Here is an 18,570-nt window from a genome sequence, read left to right as displayed (position 1 = left end):
CTGTTATGCAAGAGTTAATCAAAGCCAGCACAGCTGCTGACGGTGTTTTGTTATTAACCCTAAACCGTCCAGAAAAAAGAAATGCTTTAAACAATGCAACATTGCAGTGTTTATGCGAGTTGCTCGAAGAAGCTGAACACAATGCTCAAGTCAAAGCGGTGGTTTTAACGGGTAACTCACAATGTTTTGCGGCTGGAGCAGATCTTAGCGAATTAGCTGCAATGGACGCCGTGACTTTGCAACTCGATATTCGCCCGAAGCTTTGGCAAAAAATTGATGCATTTAGTAAGCCACTGATTACCGCAGTCAAAGGCTATGCCTTAGGCGCTGGGTTTGAGCTGGTTTTACATTCAGATATGGTAATTTGCGGTGAAAATGCCCGTTTTGCTTTACCTGAAATTACCTTGGGTATGTTGCCGGGTGCAGGCGGAACACAGCGTTTGGCTCGCTTGGTTGGACAACAACTCACCATGCGCTGGGCCATGACAGGTGAGATGATTTCGGCAAAACAGGCAGAGCAACATGGCATTTGCAGTCAAGTGGTTCCGACTGAATTAACCGTTGAATATGCGGTTCAACTTGCAGCCAAAATTGCCAAACAAGCGCCTTTAGCGATTCGCGTGATTAAACAATCAATTAAAAGTATTCATGAAACGACTTTAAGTCAGGGACTCAAGTTTGAACGTCAAAACTTTGTCTGGCTGGCGGCTACAAAAGATCGAAACGAAGGGATTAATGCTTTCTTTGAGAAAAGAAAGCCAGTGTTTAGAGGTGAGTGATGGACTATCAAAATATTATTGCTGAAGAAAAAAATGGTGTTGGCTACCTGACATTTAACCGCCCAAAAGCACTGAATAGCTTTAACGTTGATATGCACCGTGAAGTGGCTGAGGTTTTAAACCAGTGGACCAAAAATCCGGATGTTCGCTGTGTGGTGATTAGTGGCGAAGGCCGTGGCTTCTGTGCAGGGCAAGATTTAGGTGATCGTGTAGTTGACCCAAATGCTGAAGCTCCAGATTTAGGATATTCCATTGAAACTTACTATAACCCGCTCATTAAGACGATTGTAAATATGCCGAAGCCTGTGATTTGCGCCGTAAATGGTGTAGCAGCAGGTGCAGGGGCAAATATTGCACTGGCATGTGATTTAGTGATTGCAGCAAAATCGGCAAACTTCGTACAAGCCTTTTGCCGTTTAGGTTTGGTTCCAGATTCTGCGGGTACATGGTTTTTACCACGTGCTGTAGGCCATGCGCGTGCGATGGGTTTGACCTTGTTAGGTGACAAGCTCCCAGCAGAAACCGTAAAAGAATGGGGCATGATTTGGGATGTAGTTGAAGACGCTGAGCTTAAAACAAAAGTGACTGAACTCGCAGAGCGTTTAGCGAAACAGCCTACATTTGGTCTATCTCTCATTAAAAAAGCCATTCATCAATCAAGTAATAACACCTTTGATGAGCAAATGCTGTTAGAGCGTGACTTACAACGTATTGCGGGTCGTTCCGAAGATTATCGTGAAGGTGTACAAGCCTTTATGAATAAACGTGAACCAAATTTTAAAGGGCGCTAAGCATGACAGATTTAGACTTATCTCGTGCCCGAATTGCCGTTATTGGTTCTGGCACTATGGGCATCGGCATTGCCCAGTTAGCCATCGTCAATGGGCACTCGACCGTTTTATATGATCTGGACGCTCAAAAAGCGCAACAAGCCGTTCACGGCTTAGAGCAGACTTTTAAAAAGCTGGTTGAAAAGAGCAAGCTCACACAACAGCAAGCGGATGAAGCTTTAGCGCGTTTAACTGTGGTGAATCAAATTGAAGCGCTGCGTGATGCTGACTTAGTCATTGAAGCGGTCGTTGAGAAAAAAGAAGTTAAACAGTCTTTATTTAAGCAACTTGCTGAAATTTGTAGTGAGCAAACCATTTTTGCAAGCAATACATCTTCAATTTCAGTGACTGCAATTTCGGCTGGCATTGCTCACCCTGAGCGCGTAGTAGGTTTACACTTTTTTAATCCTGCGCCAGTCATGAAACTGGTTGAAATTGTGCAAGGCTTAAAAACCCCAAACAGCTTATGTTTGGCTTTAAAAACCTTAATGCTCGGCTGGAAAAAAATTCCAGTACTCACCAAGTCGACTCCTGGTTTTATTGTTAACCGAATTGCACGTCCGTTTTATGCAGAAGGCTTTAGAGCACTGCAAGAACAAGTCACCAGCTACGACCAGCTAGATTATGCCTTAAAGCAGTGTGGCGGTTTTGCGATGGGGCCGTGTGAACTTACCGACCTCATTGGGCAAGATGTTAACTTTTCAGTGACCCAAAGCGTTTATCAAGAATTTTTTTACGAGCCACGCTACCGCCCAAGCCTGATTCAAAAAGAATTGGTCGATGCGGGTGCTTGGGGCCGTAAGTCAAAACAAGGCTTTTATAGCTATAACGAAAAAAATCAGTACGAGACATTTCAGCCTAAAGCTGTGACTACCAAACCAGTCGATGCCCATATTCAGCTCAAAGGGACTTGGTCTCAGCTACCTGCTTTTTTAACACGGTTGGGTTTAAAAAGCGGATCTGCAAGTGACGACAACATCCTTCAAATTGATGATATCGACTTACGTTTAAGCCAAGGTGAGTCTGCCAATATTCATTACTTAAGCCGTAAAGTGGTTTTAATGGATTGGCATCATGATTTTGAGCACGCAGAGGCTTTAGTACTCAGTCATAACGAGCTTTGTGAAGAAAGTGATCTCGCTAAAGTTGAAGCTTACTTTGCACAGTTTGGTATTAGCGTGATGTGGATTAAAGACCATCCGGCACTGTTAACCTTACGCACCATCGCTTTACTCATTAATGAAGCCTGTGAAGCAAGTTTACATGGTGTTGCGAGTCTGGAAGATATTGATAATGCCATGAAATATGGAGTGAATTATCCTAAGGGTCCTTACCAGTGGTTGACACAAATGGGCGGTGCTTATGTGCTCCAAACTTTAAATAACTTATATGCACTGTATGGAGAGGAAAAATATCGCGCGAGTATCTACCTCAAACAATATGTAGCAAAAACTCAAAACATTGCTACCCAATATTCACGCGATATGACCGAATTTGCATAATCAGGAGTCAACATGGAAGACGTTTTAATTTGCGATTTTATTCGTACCCCAATTGGACGATATGCAGGTGCCTTAAGTGCAGTACGTGCAGATGATTTAGCTGCATTGCCCATCAAATATTTAAAAGATCAACACCCGAACTTGCCGTGGAATACGGTAGACGAAGTGTTTTTAGGATGTGCTAACCAAGCAGGTGAAGACAACCGTAACGTTGCACGTATGGCGACACTCTTGGCGGGCTTACCTGACACAGTACCAGCGATGACCATCAATCGTTTATGTGCTTCAGGTCTAGATGCAGTAGGCCTTGCGGCACGCTCAATTAAAGCAGGTGAAGCGCAGTTTGTGTTGGCAGGTGGTGTTGAGTCAATGAGCCGTGCACCCTTTGTACAAGCTAAACCAACTGAAGCTTTTAGCCGTACACCTGAAATTTATGACACCACCATTGGCTGGCGCTTTGTAAATAAGCAACTCAAAGCGCAATACGGCACAGACAGCATGCCTGAAACTGCCGAAAATGTAGCTGAAAAATACCAGATTAGTCGTGAAGACCAAGATGCGTTTGCATTGCTTAGCCAACAAAAAACGGCTGCTGCACAGCAAAACGGTTTTTTTACCGACGAGATTTTGCCTGTCGAGATTGTAGATCGTAAGAAAAACGTGGTTGTGGTGAACCGCGATGAACATCCGCGTGAAACGACACTTGAAGCACTTGCGAAGCTAAAAGCGCCGTTTAAGAAAGAAGGTGGTTCGGTGACTGCCGGAAATGCCTCTGGTGTAAATGATGGCGCCGCATGTGTGTTAATTACCAACGGTGAATTTGCAGATACACATGGTTTAAAACCTTTAGCACGCGTGATTGGCATTGCAAGTGCAGGTGTTGAACCCAAATATATGGGTATAGGTCCTGTTCCGGCTGTGCAGAAAATTTTAAAGCAAACAGGTTTAACGCTAGATCAGATGGATGTGATTGAGCTGAATGAAGCATTCGCAGCCCAATCTTTGGCTTGTATGCGTGAACTTGGCCTAAAAGATGACGATCAACGCGTGAACCCAAATGGTGGTGCGATTGCGTTAGGACATCCGCTCGGTATGAGTGGTACTCGCTTAGTAATTACAGCAACACGTGAGCTAAAAAAACGCGGTGGACGCTATGCACTTTGCACGATGTGTGTAGGTGTTGGACAAGGCGTCGCACTGATTTTGGAAAACTTAAATTAATTTAGACGGTTTTAAAAATTACATAATGAGGAGATAGGCGATGGACAGCCTTACAACGGATAATGTTGAACAATTAACACTTGCAGAGCTTAGAGAGCTGCAAACTAAACGGTTAAAACAAACCCTGACTTTTGTATATGAAAATAGTCCGGTCTATAAGAAAAAGTTCGATGAAGCAGGTATACATCCTGATGACTTCGTGACTTTAGATGATTTGGCGAAGTTTCCATTTACCACCAAACAGGATTTAAGAGACAACTATCCGTTTGGGATGTTTGCCGTACCGCAAGAGCAAATTGTGCGTTTACATGCATCATCGGGCACAACGGGTAAACCGACAGTAGTGGGCTATACCCAAAAAGATATCAACACTTGGTCAGACATTGTTGCGCGTTGCTTACGCATGGCAGGTTTAACCGCGAAAGATATGGTTCAGGTTGCTTATGGCTATGGACTATTTACAGGTGGTCTAGGTGCACATTATGGCGCTGAGCGCTTAGGTGCAACGGTTATTCCAATGTCTGGCGGTCAAACTGAAAAGCAAGTTCAGCTTATTCAAGACTTTAAACCGACTGCAATTATGGTTACGCCATCGTATTGTGTGAGCATTATTGAAAAGCTCGAGCAACAATTTGGTACGGCACGTAATACGTCTTTAAAAGTCGGTATTTTTGGTGCCGAGCCGTGGACCAACGAACTGCGCCGTGAAATTGAGGAACGCCTAAATATTAAAGCACTCGATATTTATGGTTTGTCTGAAGTAATGGGGCCGGGCGTTGCAATGCAGTGCTTAGGTGAGGGCGAGGGATTAACGATTTGGGAAGATCATTTCTACCCTGAAATTATTAACCCTGAAACGGGTGAAGTTTGTAAAGATGGTGAACTTGGTGAGCTAGTCTTTACGACTATTACCAAAGAAGGCTTACCGATTATCCGTTACCGTACCCGTGATTTGACCCGTTTACTACCGGGTGAAAATCTGGCAATGCGTAAAATGGATAAAATTGTTGGCCGTAGTGACGACATGCTGATTATTCGCGGTGTGAATGTTTTCCCGACCCAAATTGAAGAGCAAATTTTGCAAGTTCCACATTTAGTTCCAAATTATGAAATTTTGGTGACTAAAAAAGGACATATGGATACTTTGCATATTCGCACAGAGATGTGTCATAACTGTAATATACAGGCCAATCAACTTGCTCAGGAGTTGATGAAACGCATTAAAACCATGATTGGGATTAGCGTTACTGTAGAAGTTGTTACTGAAGCGACCTTACCTCGTTCGGAAGGTAAGGCAAAGCGGGTAATCGATATGCGTCAGATTGCTTAACATCAAGATCATTCAGGGTATAGAATCTATACCCTGAAACTAAACGCCAAGACATGAGTATGAGTGCAAAAATACAGCAAATAATTGATTCTGTTGTAAAGAATGAAACCTTAAGTGGAACTTCGCTTATTTCGACAATTTTTGGAGATTCAGTACTTCATCGGGGTGGAAACATTAGTCTTGCAAGCCTGATTCAGTTATTAGAGCTATTTGGTTTTAATGACCGTGCTGTAAGAACCTCTGTTTTTCGTTTAGTTAAAAATGATTGGTTATGTTCAGACAAAATCGGCAGAACCAGTTTTTATCGAATTACCGATTCGAGCCGTTCGACTTATTTGCAGGCCGAGCAACGCATTTATAACGACCAGATGAAAGAGTGGGACCATTATTGGGATCTTATTCTGATGTCTAGTCTCGATACTGAAAATAAAGCGTTGTTAAAGAAAGAACTCGAATGGTTAGGATTTGCCAATATTTCGACAAACTTAATGGCTTATCCGGGTTGTAACCGTATTGAACTGCAACGCTTGTTGGTTGACTTAAATATGAGTGAGCAAGTGGTGGTGTTTAAAGCCGAAACATTGCAGCTCTTTAATAATTCGGTCGATACCATTGGTCGTATGCTCAGAACCAACTGGCCCATCGATGAATTACGCCAAAGATATCTACAGTTTCTCGATATTTTTAGAGAAATTGGCGTGTTGCTCATGCAAGAAAACGAACAACTCGAACCGGTTCAGGCCTTTCAAATTCGAACTTTGCTGATTCATTACTATCGACGGATTTTATTGAAAGACCCTGCATTACCGCTTGAGTTATTGCCAACTGACTGGCCCGCGATTAGTGCACGAACTTTATCAATGAATATTTATAAAAAAGTATTTGAACCTGCGGATGAATACTTCTTGTCTGTTGCCGCAACAGCAGAAGGACCAATGCCAAATGCCACAGCACATTATTGGCGCCGTTTCGGAGGTTTGGTGGCGGCAAATGAGAGGTTAAATCATGCCTTGTTATAGTATTGACGGTGTTATTCCCGTCGTTAGCCCAGAGGCTTTTGTACATCCAACTGCTGTTTTAATTGGTGATGTGATTATTGAAGCGGGCGTATATGTAGGGCCATTTGCTTCATTACGTGCCGATTTTGGACGTATCCATATTAAGCAAAATGCCAATATACAAGATAGCTGCACCGTACATGGTTTTCCGCAAAGCGTGACTCTAGTTGAGGAAATGGGGCACATTGGGCATGGGGCAATTTTGCATGGCTGCCGTATTGGAAAAAATGTTTTGGTCGGCATGAACAGCGTAATTTTGGACTATGCCGAAATTGGTGAAAACACTATTATTGGCGCAAATAGCTTGGTCAAAACCAAAGATATTATTCCGGCAAATGTATTGGCAATCGGAAGTCCTGCTAAGGTTGCACGTGATTTATCAGAACAAGAAAAAAAATGGAAAACCAGAGGCACGCAAGAATACATTGAGCTTGCACAGCGCTGCTTAAACACAATGCAAGAAGTTCAGCCTTTAAGTTCAGAGTCAGATGACCGCCTGACCTATAAGGACTTTAATTCTTCAAACTATCAGATTAAACAAGATAGCGTTTAACGGCTTTTAATCAGTCGATTTCAATAGACATAGATTTATAACACTTAAGGAATACTCGCACGAGTAGGGAGACGTTTGTGCAAAAAATGGAAAATACTGCGGTTGATCAATTTGCAGAATTATTGGGTGTTCAAGTGCTGCATCGCAGTTTTGATGAAGCGCGTTGCAAGCTTAATGTGAAAGATGAACACATGAATGCCTTGGGCGGCGTACATGGTGGAGTCATATTTTCTTTAGCCGATATTGCTTTTGCGATGGCTTGTAATGCAGGGGATGCGCCATATACAGGCCTACAGGCTGATATTCGCTATATGAGCGGTGCGAAAGATAGGTTGTTATTTGCAACGGCAACCAAGGTCGGCAGTAGTAAAAAGTTCGCGCATTATGAAGTGTTGATAACAGACGGTTTGAATAATAGAGTCGCTTTGTTTACATCTACGTGTTACAGGCTTGCGCCGTGATATGCGTTAGATCTAGAACAAAACTTATCAGGTACTAAACTTATAGCCAAAATGATTAAGGCATACGTTAATTCCATTAAGTGAGTAGTCAGTACATCCTTTATGAATGCACTTATTTTCTGAAAAGCCTTCATGAGCTAAAACAACTAAGAATTGCTTAATACTGTTTATTCGATTTTGGCTCAAGGTTTGGTTCACATCTGAAAGTTTAATTCCAAAAATAGGCGCTGTTGGTATATCTGGATAACACTCGAAATACCATGCTTGCTCACACTCAGAGCAGACATAATAAAACTCACCATAGTCAAATTTTGGAAGAGTTTCTTCGCATGGAGCCTCTTCAATGATGTAGTGAGGAAACCTATTTTTCATTTCATAGTTATTGCTGAAAATATTTGAAAAGCTGTCAGGGCATACAAAAAATTCACCGACATTTTGACATTCACACATAGATTTTGTTCTTTAACGTTTTCTTGAAATATATAATAGAGTTAATCAAAGAAAATTTTATATTTATCTGGTATATGATTAGATTTTTCTTACAAGATATTCCAAATATTAGGTAGTTAAAAATAAATGATTAAACGAACTTTGTGGTATCAAGTTGAAAAAGAGTATTTGTCAGTAACTCAAGAAGATTTACCTAATATGGATAACTCATTAGTTATTTTAGGAGAGGCAGGTATGGGAAAATCTTGCCTGCTTGAGTGGTTAGGAAGCTTGGATAATTTTGCATATTGTACTGCTCGACAGTTACTCTATCGTCATAAACCTAATACTTTGCTAAATAATAAAAAAGTTCTTGTAATTGATGCTTTGGATGAATTGAGTTCATCTAAGGATGGGGATGGTATCGATTTAGTTTTGCAAAAATTGGGAGAACTTGATTATCCACAGTTTGTTTTGTCTTGTCGTGTGGCAGATTGGCGTAGTGCTACTGGTTTAGTAGCAATTAAAGAACAATATAATATTGAACCACTAGAACTTCATTTAAATCCTTTCTCTCAAAGTGATATGAATGATTTCTTAAGTGAAAAAATAGGAAATGAGCAAGCATTGAAAGTTGTGGATCACTTTGTGAACCTCGGATTAGAAGGGCTATTGGGTAATCCACAAACATTAAATTTGATTTCAGAAGTTGCTAGTGCCACTCAACTACCTGAAACATTAACTCAACTGTTTGACCAAGCAGTTAATTTATTAAGAATTGAACATTCTGAACAGAAGAAAGAAAGACAACTATCCAAAGAAACTGAACTTGAAGTAGCAGGAGCAGCTTTTGGAAGTTTAATATTGTCAGCAAATGAAGCTATCACTAGAAAGCCTATTCACAAAATTGATGATGGGGAATTGCCAATAAGTGAAATAAAAAGTATTACAAATGGACAATATATTGAAAATATAATTGGTTCTCGCTTATTTAAAGCTAATGGTGTTGAACGCTTTACCTATCTACATCGTAGGATAGGAGAGTTTTTAGGTGCTAAATGGCTAATTAAACAAGCAAATACGAGCCGTAAAAGAAAACGTCTTCTATCTTTTTTTCATGCATATGAGCTTGTTCCTGCTAATTTACGTGGTATGCATGCATGGTTAATTATGGATCATAATTTAGCTTTCGAAGTTATTAAATCTGATCCAATCGGAATATTAGAATATGGGGATGTCGATAATCTTTCAGTAGAACAAGCTAAAGTTTTATTGTCTAGTATAGAAAACTTAGCAGAAAATAATCCTAGGTTTTATAAACGAAATAGCTATCAGATTCGGGCTTTCACCGCACCAGTCATTTTAAACCAAATTAAAGATATTCTTTTAAATTATGAAATTTCTTTTACGTTTAGAATTTTTTTACTTGAATCTATTCAGTTATTTCAATTACCAGCTTATTTTATTGAAGTTTTAAAGAAGTTAGTTTTAGAGACTCAGGTCGAGTATGCTATTCGTAAAGCTGCTGGTGAAACATTAGCAATTCAAAAGCAACTAATAGATTGGGAAGAAATTTATCTTAGTCTTTCTAAATTTAATGATGAATCATCATTTCGACTAGCTTTAGAGCTACTACAAGATATTGGATATAACAGAATTGATAGTAAGCTAATAGCCACTTTAGCTTTTTTATACTTAAAAACTGAAGAAACTGTTTCGGGACCACTTTGGTTCATCGAAATTGATCTACCTGATGGTCAAATAGAAAAATTTCTTGATGCTTTTGTAGAACATTTAAAGTCAGAAGAAAACCCATTTCAACATGATGAAAGATATGAAATAAAGAATCTTCTATCTCATTTAATATTAAGAGTTCTCAATTTTAAAGAAATTCCAGTTGAAAAATTATGGAGATGGCTTGAAGAGTTTGATTATAGCTATGGTTATAATAATGAAAAAATAAAAGAATTAGAAAATTTTTTCCGAACCAATGATTTATTAAGACAAAAAATACAGAGCTTTGTGCTTCTTGGACTTACTAATGAGAAGCTTATAGGGCAACGATCTAGAAATCTTTCCCAAGCATCATTAGGTCTTATACCGAATGAAAACGATGTTATTTTATTATTAGAAAATATGTTTTTAACTAATCCTCTGGATGAGCGTTGGAAAGAAATTGTTCACTTAGTACGACATGATGGTGAGATAGGTCAGGAGGTTCGTAACATAGCACTGCCTTTTACTAGAGCAAACGCACAAGATAAAATATGGTTAGAGCAAATTTCTATTAGAAAATTGGATGATTGGGCAATTAAAGAAGATTTGCGTACACAAAAACAAGAAAAGAAAAAACAAGTACTGCAAGCTGAACAACAGAAGTTTTATTATCAAAATCGCGAACTATTACGTAATGGTAATTATGAGGTCATTTTGGCTCCAGCAAAAGCATATTTAAAAATGTTTAGTGATATCGATAGTAAACCCGCACCTCATCAGTGTATTGCAGCGTGGCTAGGGAGTGAAATATCAAATATTTGTATGGAAGGATTTGAAAACTTTCTAACGAATAGTGCACCCAAAGTAAGGGCCGAAGATATTCTAGAAATTAGAAAAGAAGGTAGGATTTATAATGAATGTTTTATCCTCATTGTCGCATTAGCAGAGCGTGTTCGAAAAAATATTGGCTTAAATGATTTACCTGATGAGCGCTTATTTGCTGGTTATTTTACATTAATGAATTGTCGATATGACCAAGAGGTGAAAATTCCTGAAGTATTCGAAGAAATTGAAAATGAGTTGCTCAGACGTGGTTGTTTAGAAGAAGCACTACAATTATTTTATGAACCACTATTTCAAAGCAGATTTGCTGATATTCATGGTTTATATAATGTTATGAATGGAGCAAAATATAAAAGTTTCAATATTGAATTAGCTAAAAGATGGATGAAGCAATTCCCATTGATTGCACTTAAGCCAGAATCGGAGTTAATAGATAGTTTGCTTTATGCAGGCCAGTTTGATTTTCTCAAAAAATTTCTATCACAACGTACAAACCTTGAAAATATTGAACAGAAGAAAAATTGGATTGGTATAGGCTTAATTATAGATTTTGAAGAAACGATTAAACAATTTCAGAAAGAGTTATCTGATAGAGATTTTATTTGGACTATTGGAGACAGGCTAAATGGAAGATATCGAGAAAATAAAGCGAACCTTCAACTAAGTGTTAACTTATTAGAATGGATAATGAATACATTTCGATCTGAATATCCTGATGTAGGTCATCCTAGAGGGGTGTATTCAGGGGATAGGCAACCTTGGGATGCTGCTGACTTCCTTAAGGGGATTGTTGCCCAGTTAGCTAAGAATCCTACTGATGAAGCTTCTAGAGCATTAGAGCGACTTAAGAATGCAGAGCAAGATAGTTATACAGATTTAATTAAGACTTTACAGTATGAACAAAAGCAAATCCGAGTTGAGAGTCTGTATACTCCTCCTACAATTGAACAAATTAAAGCGATTTCAGCAGATTTGCCCCCTCAGTCCATCTCTGATTTACAAGCTTTTATTCTAGAAGAACTAGCTGTAGTTCAAGCCAAAATCAAAAGTGATGATGCAGAGTCTTGGCGTGGTTTTTATGATGATAATGCTAAACCATACAAAGAAGAGCGCTGTCGAGATCATTTGATAGGATTGCTCCGACAAGGAAGTAACGAAGTAGTTTATGAGGTGGAAGTTCATGAAGCTGATGATAAAGAAGCTGATATAGGATGCACTGTAGGGCAACTACGTTTACCAATTGAAGTGAAAGGGCAATGGCATCCTGAATTGTGGACAGGTGCTGATAATCAACTCAATAAATTATATACACAAGACTGGCGTGCCGAGGGTAGAGGTATCTATCTTGTACTATGGTTTGGCCCAAGGACTGATAATAAGAAGTTAAAAAGCCGAGGCAAGGGAAAACTTATTCCTACTACCACTGATCAGCTAAAGGCAATGTTGATTGAAAGTAGCCAAGCTGCAAAATCTGGACAAATTGAAATAGTGGTTTTAGATATTGAAAGATTAAATAAAAACTTAAAATTGGTTTAGGAACTACGAGGTTGATATCAATTTTTTAGCTTCTTGTATAGTTTCATAAAACACATCAGTTGAGGAGTTCTTGATTGCAGAAAGTGGTCTAAATTTAGTTGTAATATGCTTAGAAGATGCGACTTGACTAAAAAAACCTCTATTTATAAGATCCAAAACTTCATCATATTCATTTATAAAATAAAGACCATCTTCTTTTTCTTCAGTAAAGTGCAGTGCTTCGCTAGTATCAGCATACTCTTCATATATTTTTTCAAAAACAGATAATGTTAAATCATCAATCTCTTTAAAAGCTCGCAATGATCTTTTAATAAATTGAGTATTTTCTTTATGATTTTTATATATCAATGCCAATGATGCAATTGCTATCTTACAAGTTGTTTTAGATACAACATCTAATGATAAGAACAAGATGTTTGTATAATCTTCATTATCAATAATTTTTTCTAAAATCGAAAGTTCAATATTTGCGGCTTTCACAAAATTATTGATCCGATTTTGAATAAAAGCATGTTGACCAGCTTTGAATAACTTATATATTGGAGAAACAATTGGTGTTCCATCACTTAATACTTCGATTCCAACATCTGTTATAGTTGTTAATGATTCTTTTTTATTCATTTAACTTCCCAAAAACTATATTTATTTTTTAAGATTCACATAATATACCTTATATAAAACACTCACGTACATCCCACACAGCCTCCCAAGGATGTTTTTTATTTCCCCCCTCTATAACGCTCCACTTAACAATAACTCCCTCATTATTTAGCCTTACTTTTCTAATGATTTAATTTAAAACAAATGGCATTTTGTGTGCTTGACGGCAAAAGAGTTGAGCACTATTCTTTGCCTGCTGGTCACATTACCAGCCGGTCGTCGCGGACCGAGTACAACAGCATCAGAATTATTCCTTTCTGAGGGATAATTTTGTGTGAGCATCTCCTCGTCTCCTCCCGTAGCGGTAGGACGGGAGAGGGACACCTTCGGGTGTGCTGGTTGTTGTACCAGTCCGCGAACCTTCTTCCGTTCTGCCACCATAATTTTAGTGTCTGGCAGAACTCCCAATAAAAAGGAGTTGGCTTTGCACATCCATTATTTCTTGGCTCTCAATGCCAAAAGCTATAACGACACAGCTTAAAAATTAAAGCAGCTTGAACGCCCTAAGGTTTTCAGGCTTTAAGTCTTTTTTATTTAAAACTTAGCAACAACAAAACTTGAGATGTGCCAAGCACAGTCTTTACGGCTTTGCTATGCCTTTTTTTCTCCCAAAAAAGTATCTCATTTAGAAACAACAAGAATTTATAACGGTAAAACCATGCGAAATTTAGTGCTTTCCTCCCGTGCTATGCAAGTCATTAATACATCAATAAATTTGTTTCATCATTTTGGGTTTCATACAGTTGGGGTCGACCGAATTGTGAAAGAGTGCCAAATTCCCAAAGCAACTTTTTATAACTACTTTCACTCTAAAGAGCGGTTTATCGAAATCTGTTTGATCATACAAAAAGAACGATTAAAAGAAAAAGTAGTTTCAATTGCTGAGTGCGATCAAGGTACAAGCGTAAAAGATAAACTTAAGACGCTTTATCTTTTACATACCGATTTAGAGGGGCAGTACTATTTATTGTTTAAAGCCATTTTTGAGATAAAACTGACTTATGCAAAAGCCTATCAAGTCGCAATTAAATATAGAACTTGGCTAATGAATGAAATCTATAGCCAGCTTATAAAACTAAAAAGCGATGCGACTTTTCAGGACGCAAAATTATTTTTATATATGATTGAGGGTGCAATTATTCAGCATTTAAGCTCAGATGGGGTAGACAACAGAGAAAGCCACTGGAATATGATTTCTAATGTCTTTCTTTAGACGTTTGAGCTTTTGTTTGTGTAAGCTCTATATCATAGGGTTTTAGCGTATCTGGACAGGTTTAGACTTGTTTATATCCAATAGAAAACTGAATGAAATTAACCAGATCATCTTCGAGATCTAATAATTCAGTAAATTTGTTTTGGCAAATGTAGCGGAAAATAATTTCATAAGCGCCGCCAATTGCTGCATCATAAAATAAATGAGGAACGCTGACCCATTGATCTGGGTCATTCATTTTAATGATGTCATGTATAGATTTTAGTCTTTGTCCTAATTCTGCAAAAAATAAATTACGTTGTTCTAGACAGCGACTTCCAGCATTGGGGAACTCGATGGCCCAAGCCTTGGTAAAGTCTTGTTCACTATTACATAGTTGTAAATAGGCACGAACTGAAGATCTAATCCATTGATCTGCATTCATATTTTCAAGTTTAATTTCAGAGAGAACTTGCTCAAATAAAGCTTTTCTACCTAAATCATCTGCTGCCAGAAAACAATCTTCTTTATTTTCAAAAATTTCATAAAACGCCTGCTTAGATACTCGTGCTCTTTTAACAATGTCTGTAATGCTTGTAGCAGCAAACCCTTTTTCTGCAAATGCACTAATGGCTGCTTTAACCAAACGTCGGCGTTGCTTTTCACGTGTTTCTTCAGTTAACAGGCTGGTGCGGCCTCTGGGTAAGCCTGCTGCTTGAGTATCGTAAGCGCCAGAGAGTTTTTCCACACTAAATCTTCTAAAATTTGAAATCTTACTAAAACTATCATTAACCGCTTTTTTGCTCAAGATTGTTTTGTTCTCAGAAACTTTTTTATAAATAAATATATGAATTTCAATTGGATGGAAAATAACTATTGACTACAAATATAAAGCAATTTACAAAAGAACTAATTGGTACTTTTGTAAATTGGGAAAAATTATGTCTACGCTTGAAGTCGTTAAACCAAAGTCATCCTCAACAGCACATCGTTTGATAGCCTCGTTTCCAGTCAGACGTTTAAGTTTCGATTTCACTAGTTCCAAGCGCTATTGGTTTGATAATGACGCTTATTTCACCCATTTGATGAATGCAATGTCAGCTATTTTTCCGCAAGGAGAATTAATGTTGATTGAGGCTCTGAGAAATATACGAGATAAAATTGATGATCCTGTACTTCAAGCAGAGATAAGCGCCTTTATTGGACAAGAAGCGATGCATGCTAAAGAGCATTTGGCATTTAACCGTTATGCAGATGAACAGCAAATCAATATCAATGAATTGCAAAATGAAGTTAAAGCCTTATATGCCCTAATGCAAAAAATATTACCAACTATGCATATCATGTCGGTTGGTTGCGCAATTGAACATATTACGGCAACTTTAGGCGCCGAACTCTTGCGTAATGATGAGTGGAATCATCGGTTAGTCGGTCCAGTTGCTGAGCTATGGCTATGGCATGCGGTTGAAGAAAATGAACATAAAGCGGTATTTTTTGATGCTTATGTTGCATCAGGCGGTGGATACTTATCTCGTATTTTTTACATGACATTTGCAGGAAGCATTTTACTTTTCTTAATTGCAAATAACACACGAAGATTACTTAAAGCCGATGGAGTGCTTTCTTTAAATGGCATCGCTAAATTTTTTAAAAAAGGCGTAGGTAATCAAGGATTACTGACACTACAAACCGTTAAAGATTTTTTAGATTACTACCGTCCTGATTTTCATCCTTTTGACCACGATACCAAAAGGTTAGAAAACCTTTGGCAAAAGCGTTTAGACCTCAAAATTTAAACTTGATAAAGCTTGCGCTTAGCCGCGCAAGAAAATTACAAGTTAAAAATGGAAAAATAATAGTGTGGCGTGATTACTTGGATTGGTTAAATATTAATAATCTGACCAAACATCAGGCCCATCCTTAATTTCGTCCATTGTTAATAAACAATCGTTGAGTTGCTGCTGGAGTTGCTCCCAATTAACGCCTTGTCCGATAAAAACAATTTCTTGTCGACAGTCACCTGTACGTTCATCCCATTTTTCAAAAATACTATTACGACGATAAACATCTTGAGGCCAGTCAGCCTGATGAATGAAATTCCACCATTTTCCGACGTATTCCCAAGCAAATTGATTTCCTGTTTGCACCAGCATCGCAATATCCTGATAACGATTGGCAAACCAGATATATCCTTTACAGCGTAATAAAGCACCGTTACTCCATGCTTGCTGTAAAAAGTTCTGAAAACGCTGAGGGTGAAAGGGTAGACGCTCACTATATACCCAAGAAGAAATACCATAATTTTCAGATTCAGAATGGATCTCTTCATTTGGGTCCATCTGTTTCATCCATCCTGGGGATTTCACTAAATCAGGTAAATTAAATTTGTGAGTATTTAGAACTTTTTCCAAATCAATTTCCCCAAAGGCCATGGTTAAAATTTCTGCTGCGGGGTTCAGTTCATTGAGCAGTGATTGCAATTGAGAGTATTGTTCTTGCCCAATCACATCAACACGACTAACTAAAATAACATTAGCGTATTCAACTTGTTCAATCAGAAGATCCGAGAGAGGACGTGTTGTCGACAACTGTTCATCTTGATGGGCTGTCTCTACTTTGTCATTGGATTGAATCATTTGAGCAAAGTTTTCGCCATTTACTACAGTGACCAACGTATCTAAACGGGCCAGTTCACTTAAGCTAAAGCCATTTTGATCAAGAAAAGCAAATGTTTCAGCAACAGGCATGGGTTCTGAAATACCTGTAGATTCTATTAAAATATAATCAAACTCTGACTTCTGCGCAATTGTACTAATTTGTTCGAGTAAATCGGCCCTTAAGGTGCAGCAGATACATCCGTTGCTCATTTCAATTAATTGATCAGTACCACGACTGAGATCTACATGACGGCGCACATCTTCAACATCAATATTAATTTCACTCATATCATTGACGATTACTGCTACTTTCATATTCTGCTGATGATTCAGAATATAGTTGAGTAGGGTCGTTTTACCTGAACCTAAAAAGCCAGATAAAACAGTCACAGGAATACGAGACGAATTAAGTTCAAATTCTGATTTTAATGATATTGCTGTCATGCATGACCTCATAGTTCGTGATAGTTAATATAGAAAATCAGGTTAAGAGGTCTGAGCTTTATCTAAATAGCTTTCAAATAAATCAACGACTACCGAACCTTCAAGACCTGCATCCCCCCATAATTCCTGTGTTGAAAATTCAACATGATAAGTGGGTTGGGGTAATGCATCTGCATGTCCATGGCCCGCAGCATCTGGGAATGGCCATTTTTCCGTAGTGCGGTGAAGGACAACGCCTGTTTTTCCTCTTACATAGGCGGGTACACGAATATGACCGGAAATCGATTCATCACGGACTGTAACCACGTCTCCAACTTCAAATGGTGGACGCCCTGAAATTGCTTCGCGGCCATTTGAATGATTTGGGGTCGCGAGTTGAAAATGAGATCCTAAAGCTTCATCGAGTTCTTCTTGCGTAATTACACCAGTCTCTGTAAGCAAAGTGGCTGTTGCAATCACATAACGCTCGTAATATTCAGTCCCAACATGTTGCCGTAATCCAATACGCTCAACCGCATGACGAATCTGATCAATATTAAATTTATTGAGATGTCCTACGCCTAAAAACATTAATGTATAGGCGAGGTGTTCCCAGTCTTTTTTAAATACAGGTTTATAGCTCTTACTATTAATTTGGTGATCAATTGCGCCAAAACCTTGCTTACCACCTAAATCATGAAAACCATCCATTATGTTTACTCCACTATATCGTTGCTAAAAAGTGTGCTCAAAAACTAAGGTAATTTTGGCAATGCAACACCAATAAGTACGTCCTTGGTGATGAGCTGTTGAAGCTCTTCTTCAGTCATATGTTCAGTTCCTTCTGGGCGCATCGGTAATACCAGATAGCGTGTTTCGGCAGAGGTATCCCATACTTTAATTTTGATATCTTCAGGGAGTTCCGTGCCCAGTTCTTTTAGTACCGTGCGACCTTCACGGACTAATCGTGCTCGGAATTCAAAGCTCTTGTACCATTCTGGCGGCAAGCCTAAAACGGGCCAGTTCGTGCAAGAACAAAGGCTGCAAACAATCACATTTTTGATTGTTGGCGTATCTTCAAGGGCAACAATATATTCACCCTGTGGGCCGGTATAACCAAACATTTCACAAGCTGCCGTACCATCACTTAGCAACAGCTCACGATAGGCTGGGTCAGTCCAAGCTTTAGCAACAACACGAGCGCCGTTAGCTGGATCAAACTTATTGGCAAGCAGGTCAGTTAAATCTTCGATAAATCCTTCAGGTATTAATCCTTTATTGCTAAGGACGGTGTGTAATGCCCATGCTCTCTCGCCTGGGGTGGAGTTTGATGTTTTAGAAACAGATGTACTCACGTGTGATACTCCTTGGTAGAGATGA

General features: G+C 38.7%; 17 protein-coding genes. 11 read left to right on the top strand and 6 right to left on the bottom strand.

Going from position 1 to position 18,570, the window contains the following annotated elements; translation table 11 throughout:
* Positions 1–5: 5 nt before the first annotated feature.
* The 8 genes from AC1PJP_RS18625 (at position 6) to AC1PJP_RS18590 (ending at position 7,734) form a co-directional block, all read left to right on the top strand.
* Positions 6–779 (top strand): enoyl-CoA hydratase-related protein, encoded by a 774-nt coding sequence (locus tag AC1PJP_RS18625; RefSeq protein WP_479768096.1) that lies wholly within the window; start codon positions 6–8, stop codon positions 777–779.
* Entirely contained in the window at positions 779–1,570 is a 792-nt protein-coding gene (gene paaG / locus AC1PJP_RS18620) for a 2-(1,2-epoxy-1,2-dihydrophenyl)acetyl-CoA isomerase PaaG (protein ID WP_479768094.1), read from the top strand. The genes AC1PJP_RS18625 and paaG overlap by 1 nt, the downstream gene beginning before the upstream one ends.
* Before the next feature lie 2 nt (positions 1,571–1,572).
* Positions 1,573–3,111, top strand: coding sequence for a 3-hydroxyacyl-CoA dehydrogenase (locus AC1PJP_RS18615; protein ID WP_479768093.1), 1,539 nt, complete (start codon positions 1,573–1,575; stop codon positions 3,109–3,111).
* Between the two features lie 12 nt (positions 3,112–3,123).
* A complete protein-coding gene (gene pcaF / locus AC1PJP_RS18610) occupies positions 3,124–4,332 on the top strand; it encodes a 3-oxoadipyl-CoA thiolase (RefSeq protein ID WP_479768091.1) in 1,209 nt (402 codons plus the stop codon).
* Between the two features lie 40 nt (positions 4,333–4,372).
* Positions 4,373–5,662 carry a phenylacetate--CoA ligase PaaK gene (paaK, locus tag AC1PJP_RS18605; RefSeq protein ID WP_479768089.1) on the top strand — a complete coding sequence of 430 codons (1,290 nt, stop codon included), beginning with the start codon at positions 4,373–4,375 and terminating at the stop codon, positions 5,660–5,662.
* A 53-nt stretch (positions 5,663–5,715) separates the two neighbouring features.
* Positions 5,716–6,681 carry a phenylacetic acid degradation operon negative regulatory protein PaaX gene (paaX, locus tag AC1PJP_RS18600; RefSeq protein WP_420939937.1) on the top strand — a complete coding sequence of 322 codons (966 nt, stop codon included), beginning with the start codon at positions 5,716–5,718 and terminating at the stop codon, positions 6,679–6,681.
* Positions 6,668–7,273 carry a DapH/DapD/GlmU-related protein gene (locus tag AC1PJP_RS18595; RefSeq protein WP_479768087.1) on the top strand — a complete coding sequence of 202 codons (606 nt, stop codon included), beginning with the start codon at positions 6,668–6,670 and terminating at the stop codon, positions 7,271–7,273. The genes paaX and AC1PJP_RS18595 overlap by 14 nt, the downstream gene beginning before the upstream one ends.
* A gap of 77 nt (positions 7,274–7,350) precedes the next feature.
* Positions 7,351–7,734: a PaaI family thioesterase gene (locus tag AC1PJP_RS18590; protein WP_479768085.1), complete on the top strand. Its 384-nt coding sequence runs from the start codon at positions 7,351–7,353 to the stop codon at positions 7,732–7,734.
* A gap of 27 nt (positions 7,735–7,761) precedes the next feature.
* Here the strand turns inward: AC1PJP_RS18590 and AC1PJP_RS18585 are convergent, their stop codons facing one another.
* Positions 7,762–8,184, bottom strand: coding sequence for a hypothetical protein (locus AC1PJP_RS18585; RefSeq protein WP_479768083.1), 423 nt, complete (start codon positions 8,182–8,184; stop codon positions 7,762–7,764).
* A 126-nt stretch (positions 8,185–8,310) separates the two neighbouring features.
* Between AC1PJP_RS18585 and AC1PJP_RS18580 the strand changes: the two genes are divergently transcribed.
* Positions 8,311–12,258, top strand: coding sequence for an NACHT domain-containing protein (locus tag AC1PJP_RS18580; protein ID WP_479768081.1), 3,948 nt, complete (start codon positions 8,311–8,313; stop codon positions 12,256–12,258).
* 3 nt (positions 12,259–12,261) lie between these two features.
* Here the strand turns inward: AC1PJP_RS18580 and AC1PJP_RS18575 are convergent, their stop codons facing one another.
* Positions 12,262–12,879 carry a hypothetical protein gene (locus AC1PJP_RS18575; protein WP_479768079.1) on the bottom strand — a complete coding sequence of 206 codons (618 nt, stop codon included), beginning with the start codon at positions 12,877–12,879 and terminating at the stop codon, positions 12,262–12,264.
* 697 nt (positions 12,880–13,576) lie between these two features.
* Between AC1PJP_RS18575 and AC1PJP_RS18570 the strand changes: the two genes are divergently transcribed.
* Positions 13,577–14,131 (top strand): TetR/AcrR family transcriptional regulator, encoded by a 555-nt coding sequence (locus AC1PJP_RS18570; RefSeq protein WP_479768077.1) that lies wholly within the window; start codon positions 13,577–13,579, stop codon positions 14,129–14,131.
* A 61-nt stretch (positions 14,132–14,192) separates the two neighbouring features.
* Here the strand turns inward: AC1PJP_RS18570 and AC1PJP_RS18565 are convergent, their stop codons facing one another.
* Entirely contained in the window at positions 14,193–14,858 is a 666-nt protein-coding gene (locus AC1PJP_RS18565) for a TetR/AcrR family transcriptional regulator (RefSeq protein WP_151987485.1), read from the bottom strand.
* Between the two features lie 193 nt (positions 14,859–15,051).
* Between AC1PJP_RS18565 and AC1PJP_RS18560 the strand changes: the two genes are divergently transcribed.
* The gene (locus AC1PJP_RS18560) at positions 15,052–15,906 is read left to right on the top strand and encodes a metal-dependent hydrolase (RefSeq protein ID WP_479768076.1); all 855 of its coding nucleotides are present in this window, start codon (positions 15,052–15,054) and stop codon (positions 15,904–15,906) included.
* Between the two features lie 93 nt (positions 15,907–15,999).
* Here the strand turns inward: AC1PJP_RS18560 and AC1PJP_RS18555 are convergent, their stop codons facing one another.
* The 3 genes from AC1PJP_RS18555 to nthA are packed head-to-tail and all read right to left on the bottom strand — an operon-like array spanning position 16,000 to position 18,545.
* Positions 16,000–17,211, bottom strand: coding sequence for a GTP-binding protein (locus tag AC1PJP_RS18555; RefSeq protein ID WP_479768074.1), 1,212 nt, complete (start codon positions 17,209–17,211; stop codon positions 16,000–16,002).
* Positions 17,212–17,253: 42 nt separating this feature from the next.
* Positions 17,254–17,901 carry a nitrile hydratase subunit beta gene (gene nthB / locus AC1PJP_RS18550; protein ID WP_191000318.1) on the bottom strand — a complete coding sequence of 216 codons (648 nt, stop codon included), beginning with the start codon at positions 17,899–17,901 and terminating at the stop codon, positions 17,254–17,256.
* A gap of 44 nt (positions 17,902–17,945) precedes the next feature.
* Positions 17,946–18,545: a nitrile hydratase subunit alpha gene (gene nthA, locus AC1PJP_RS18545; RefSeq protein ID WP_151987493.1), complete on the bottom strand. Its 600-nt coding sequence runs from the start codon at positions 18,543–18,545 to the stop codon at positions 17,946–17,948.
* Positions 18,546–18,570 lie beyond the last annotated feature (25 nt).

The organism is Acinetobacter sp. V116_7, from assembly GCF_056735735.1.
The sequence above is the reverse complement of the archived record's forward strand: the minus strand, read 5'-3'. Positions and strand labels throughout refer to the sequence as shown.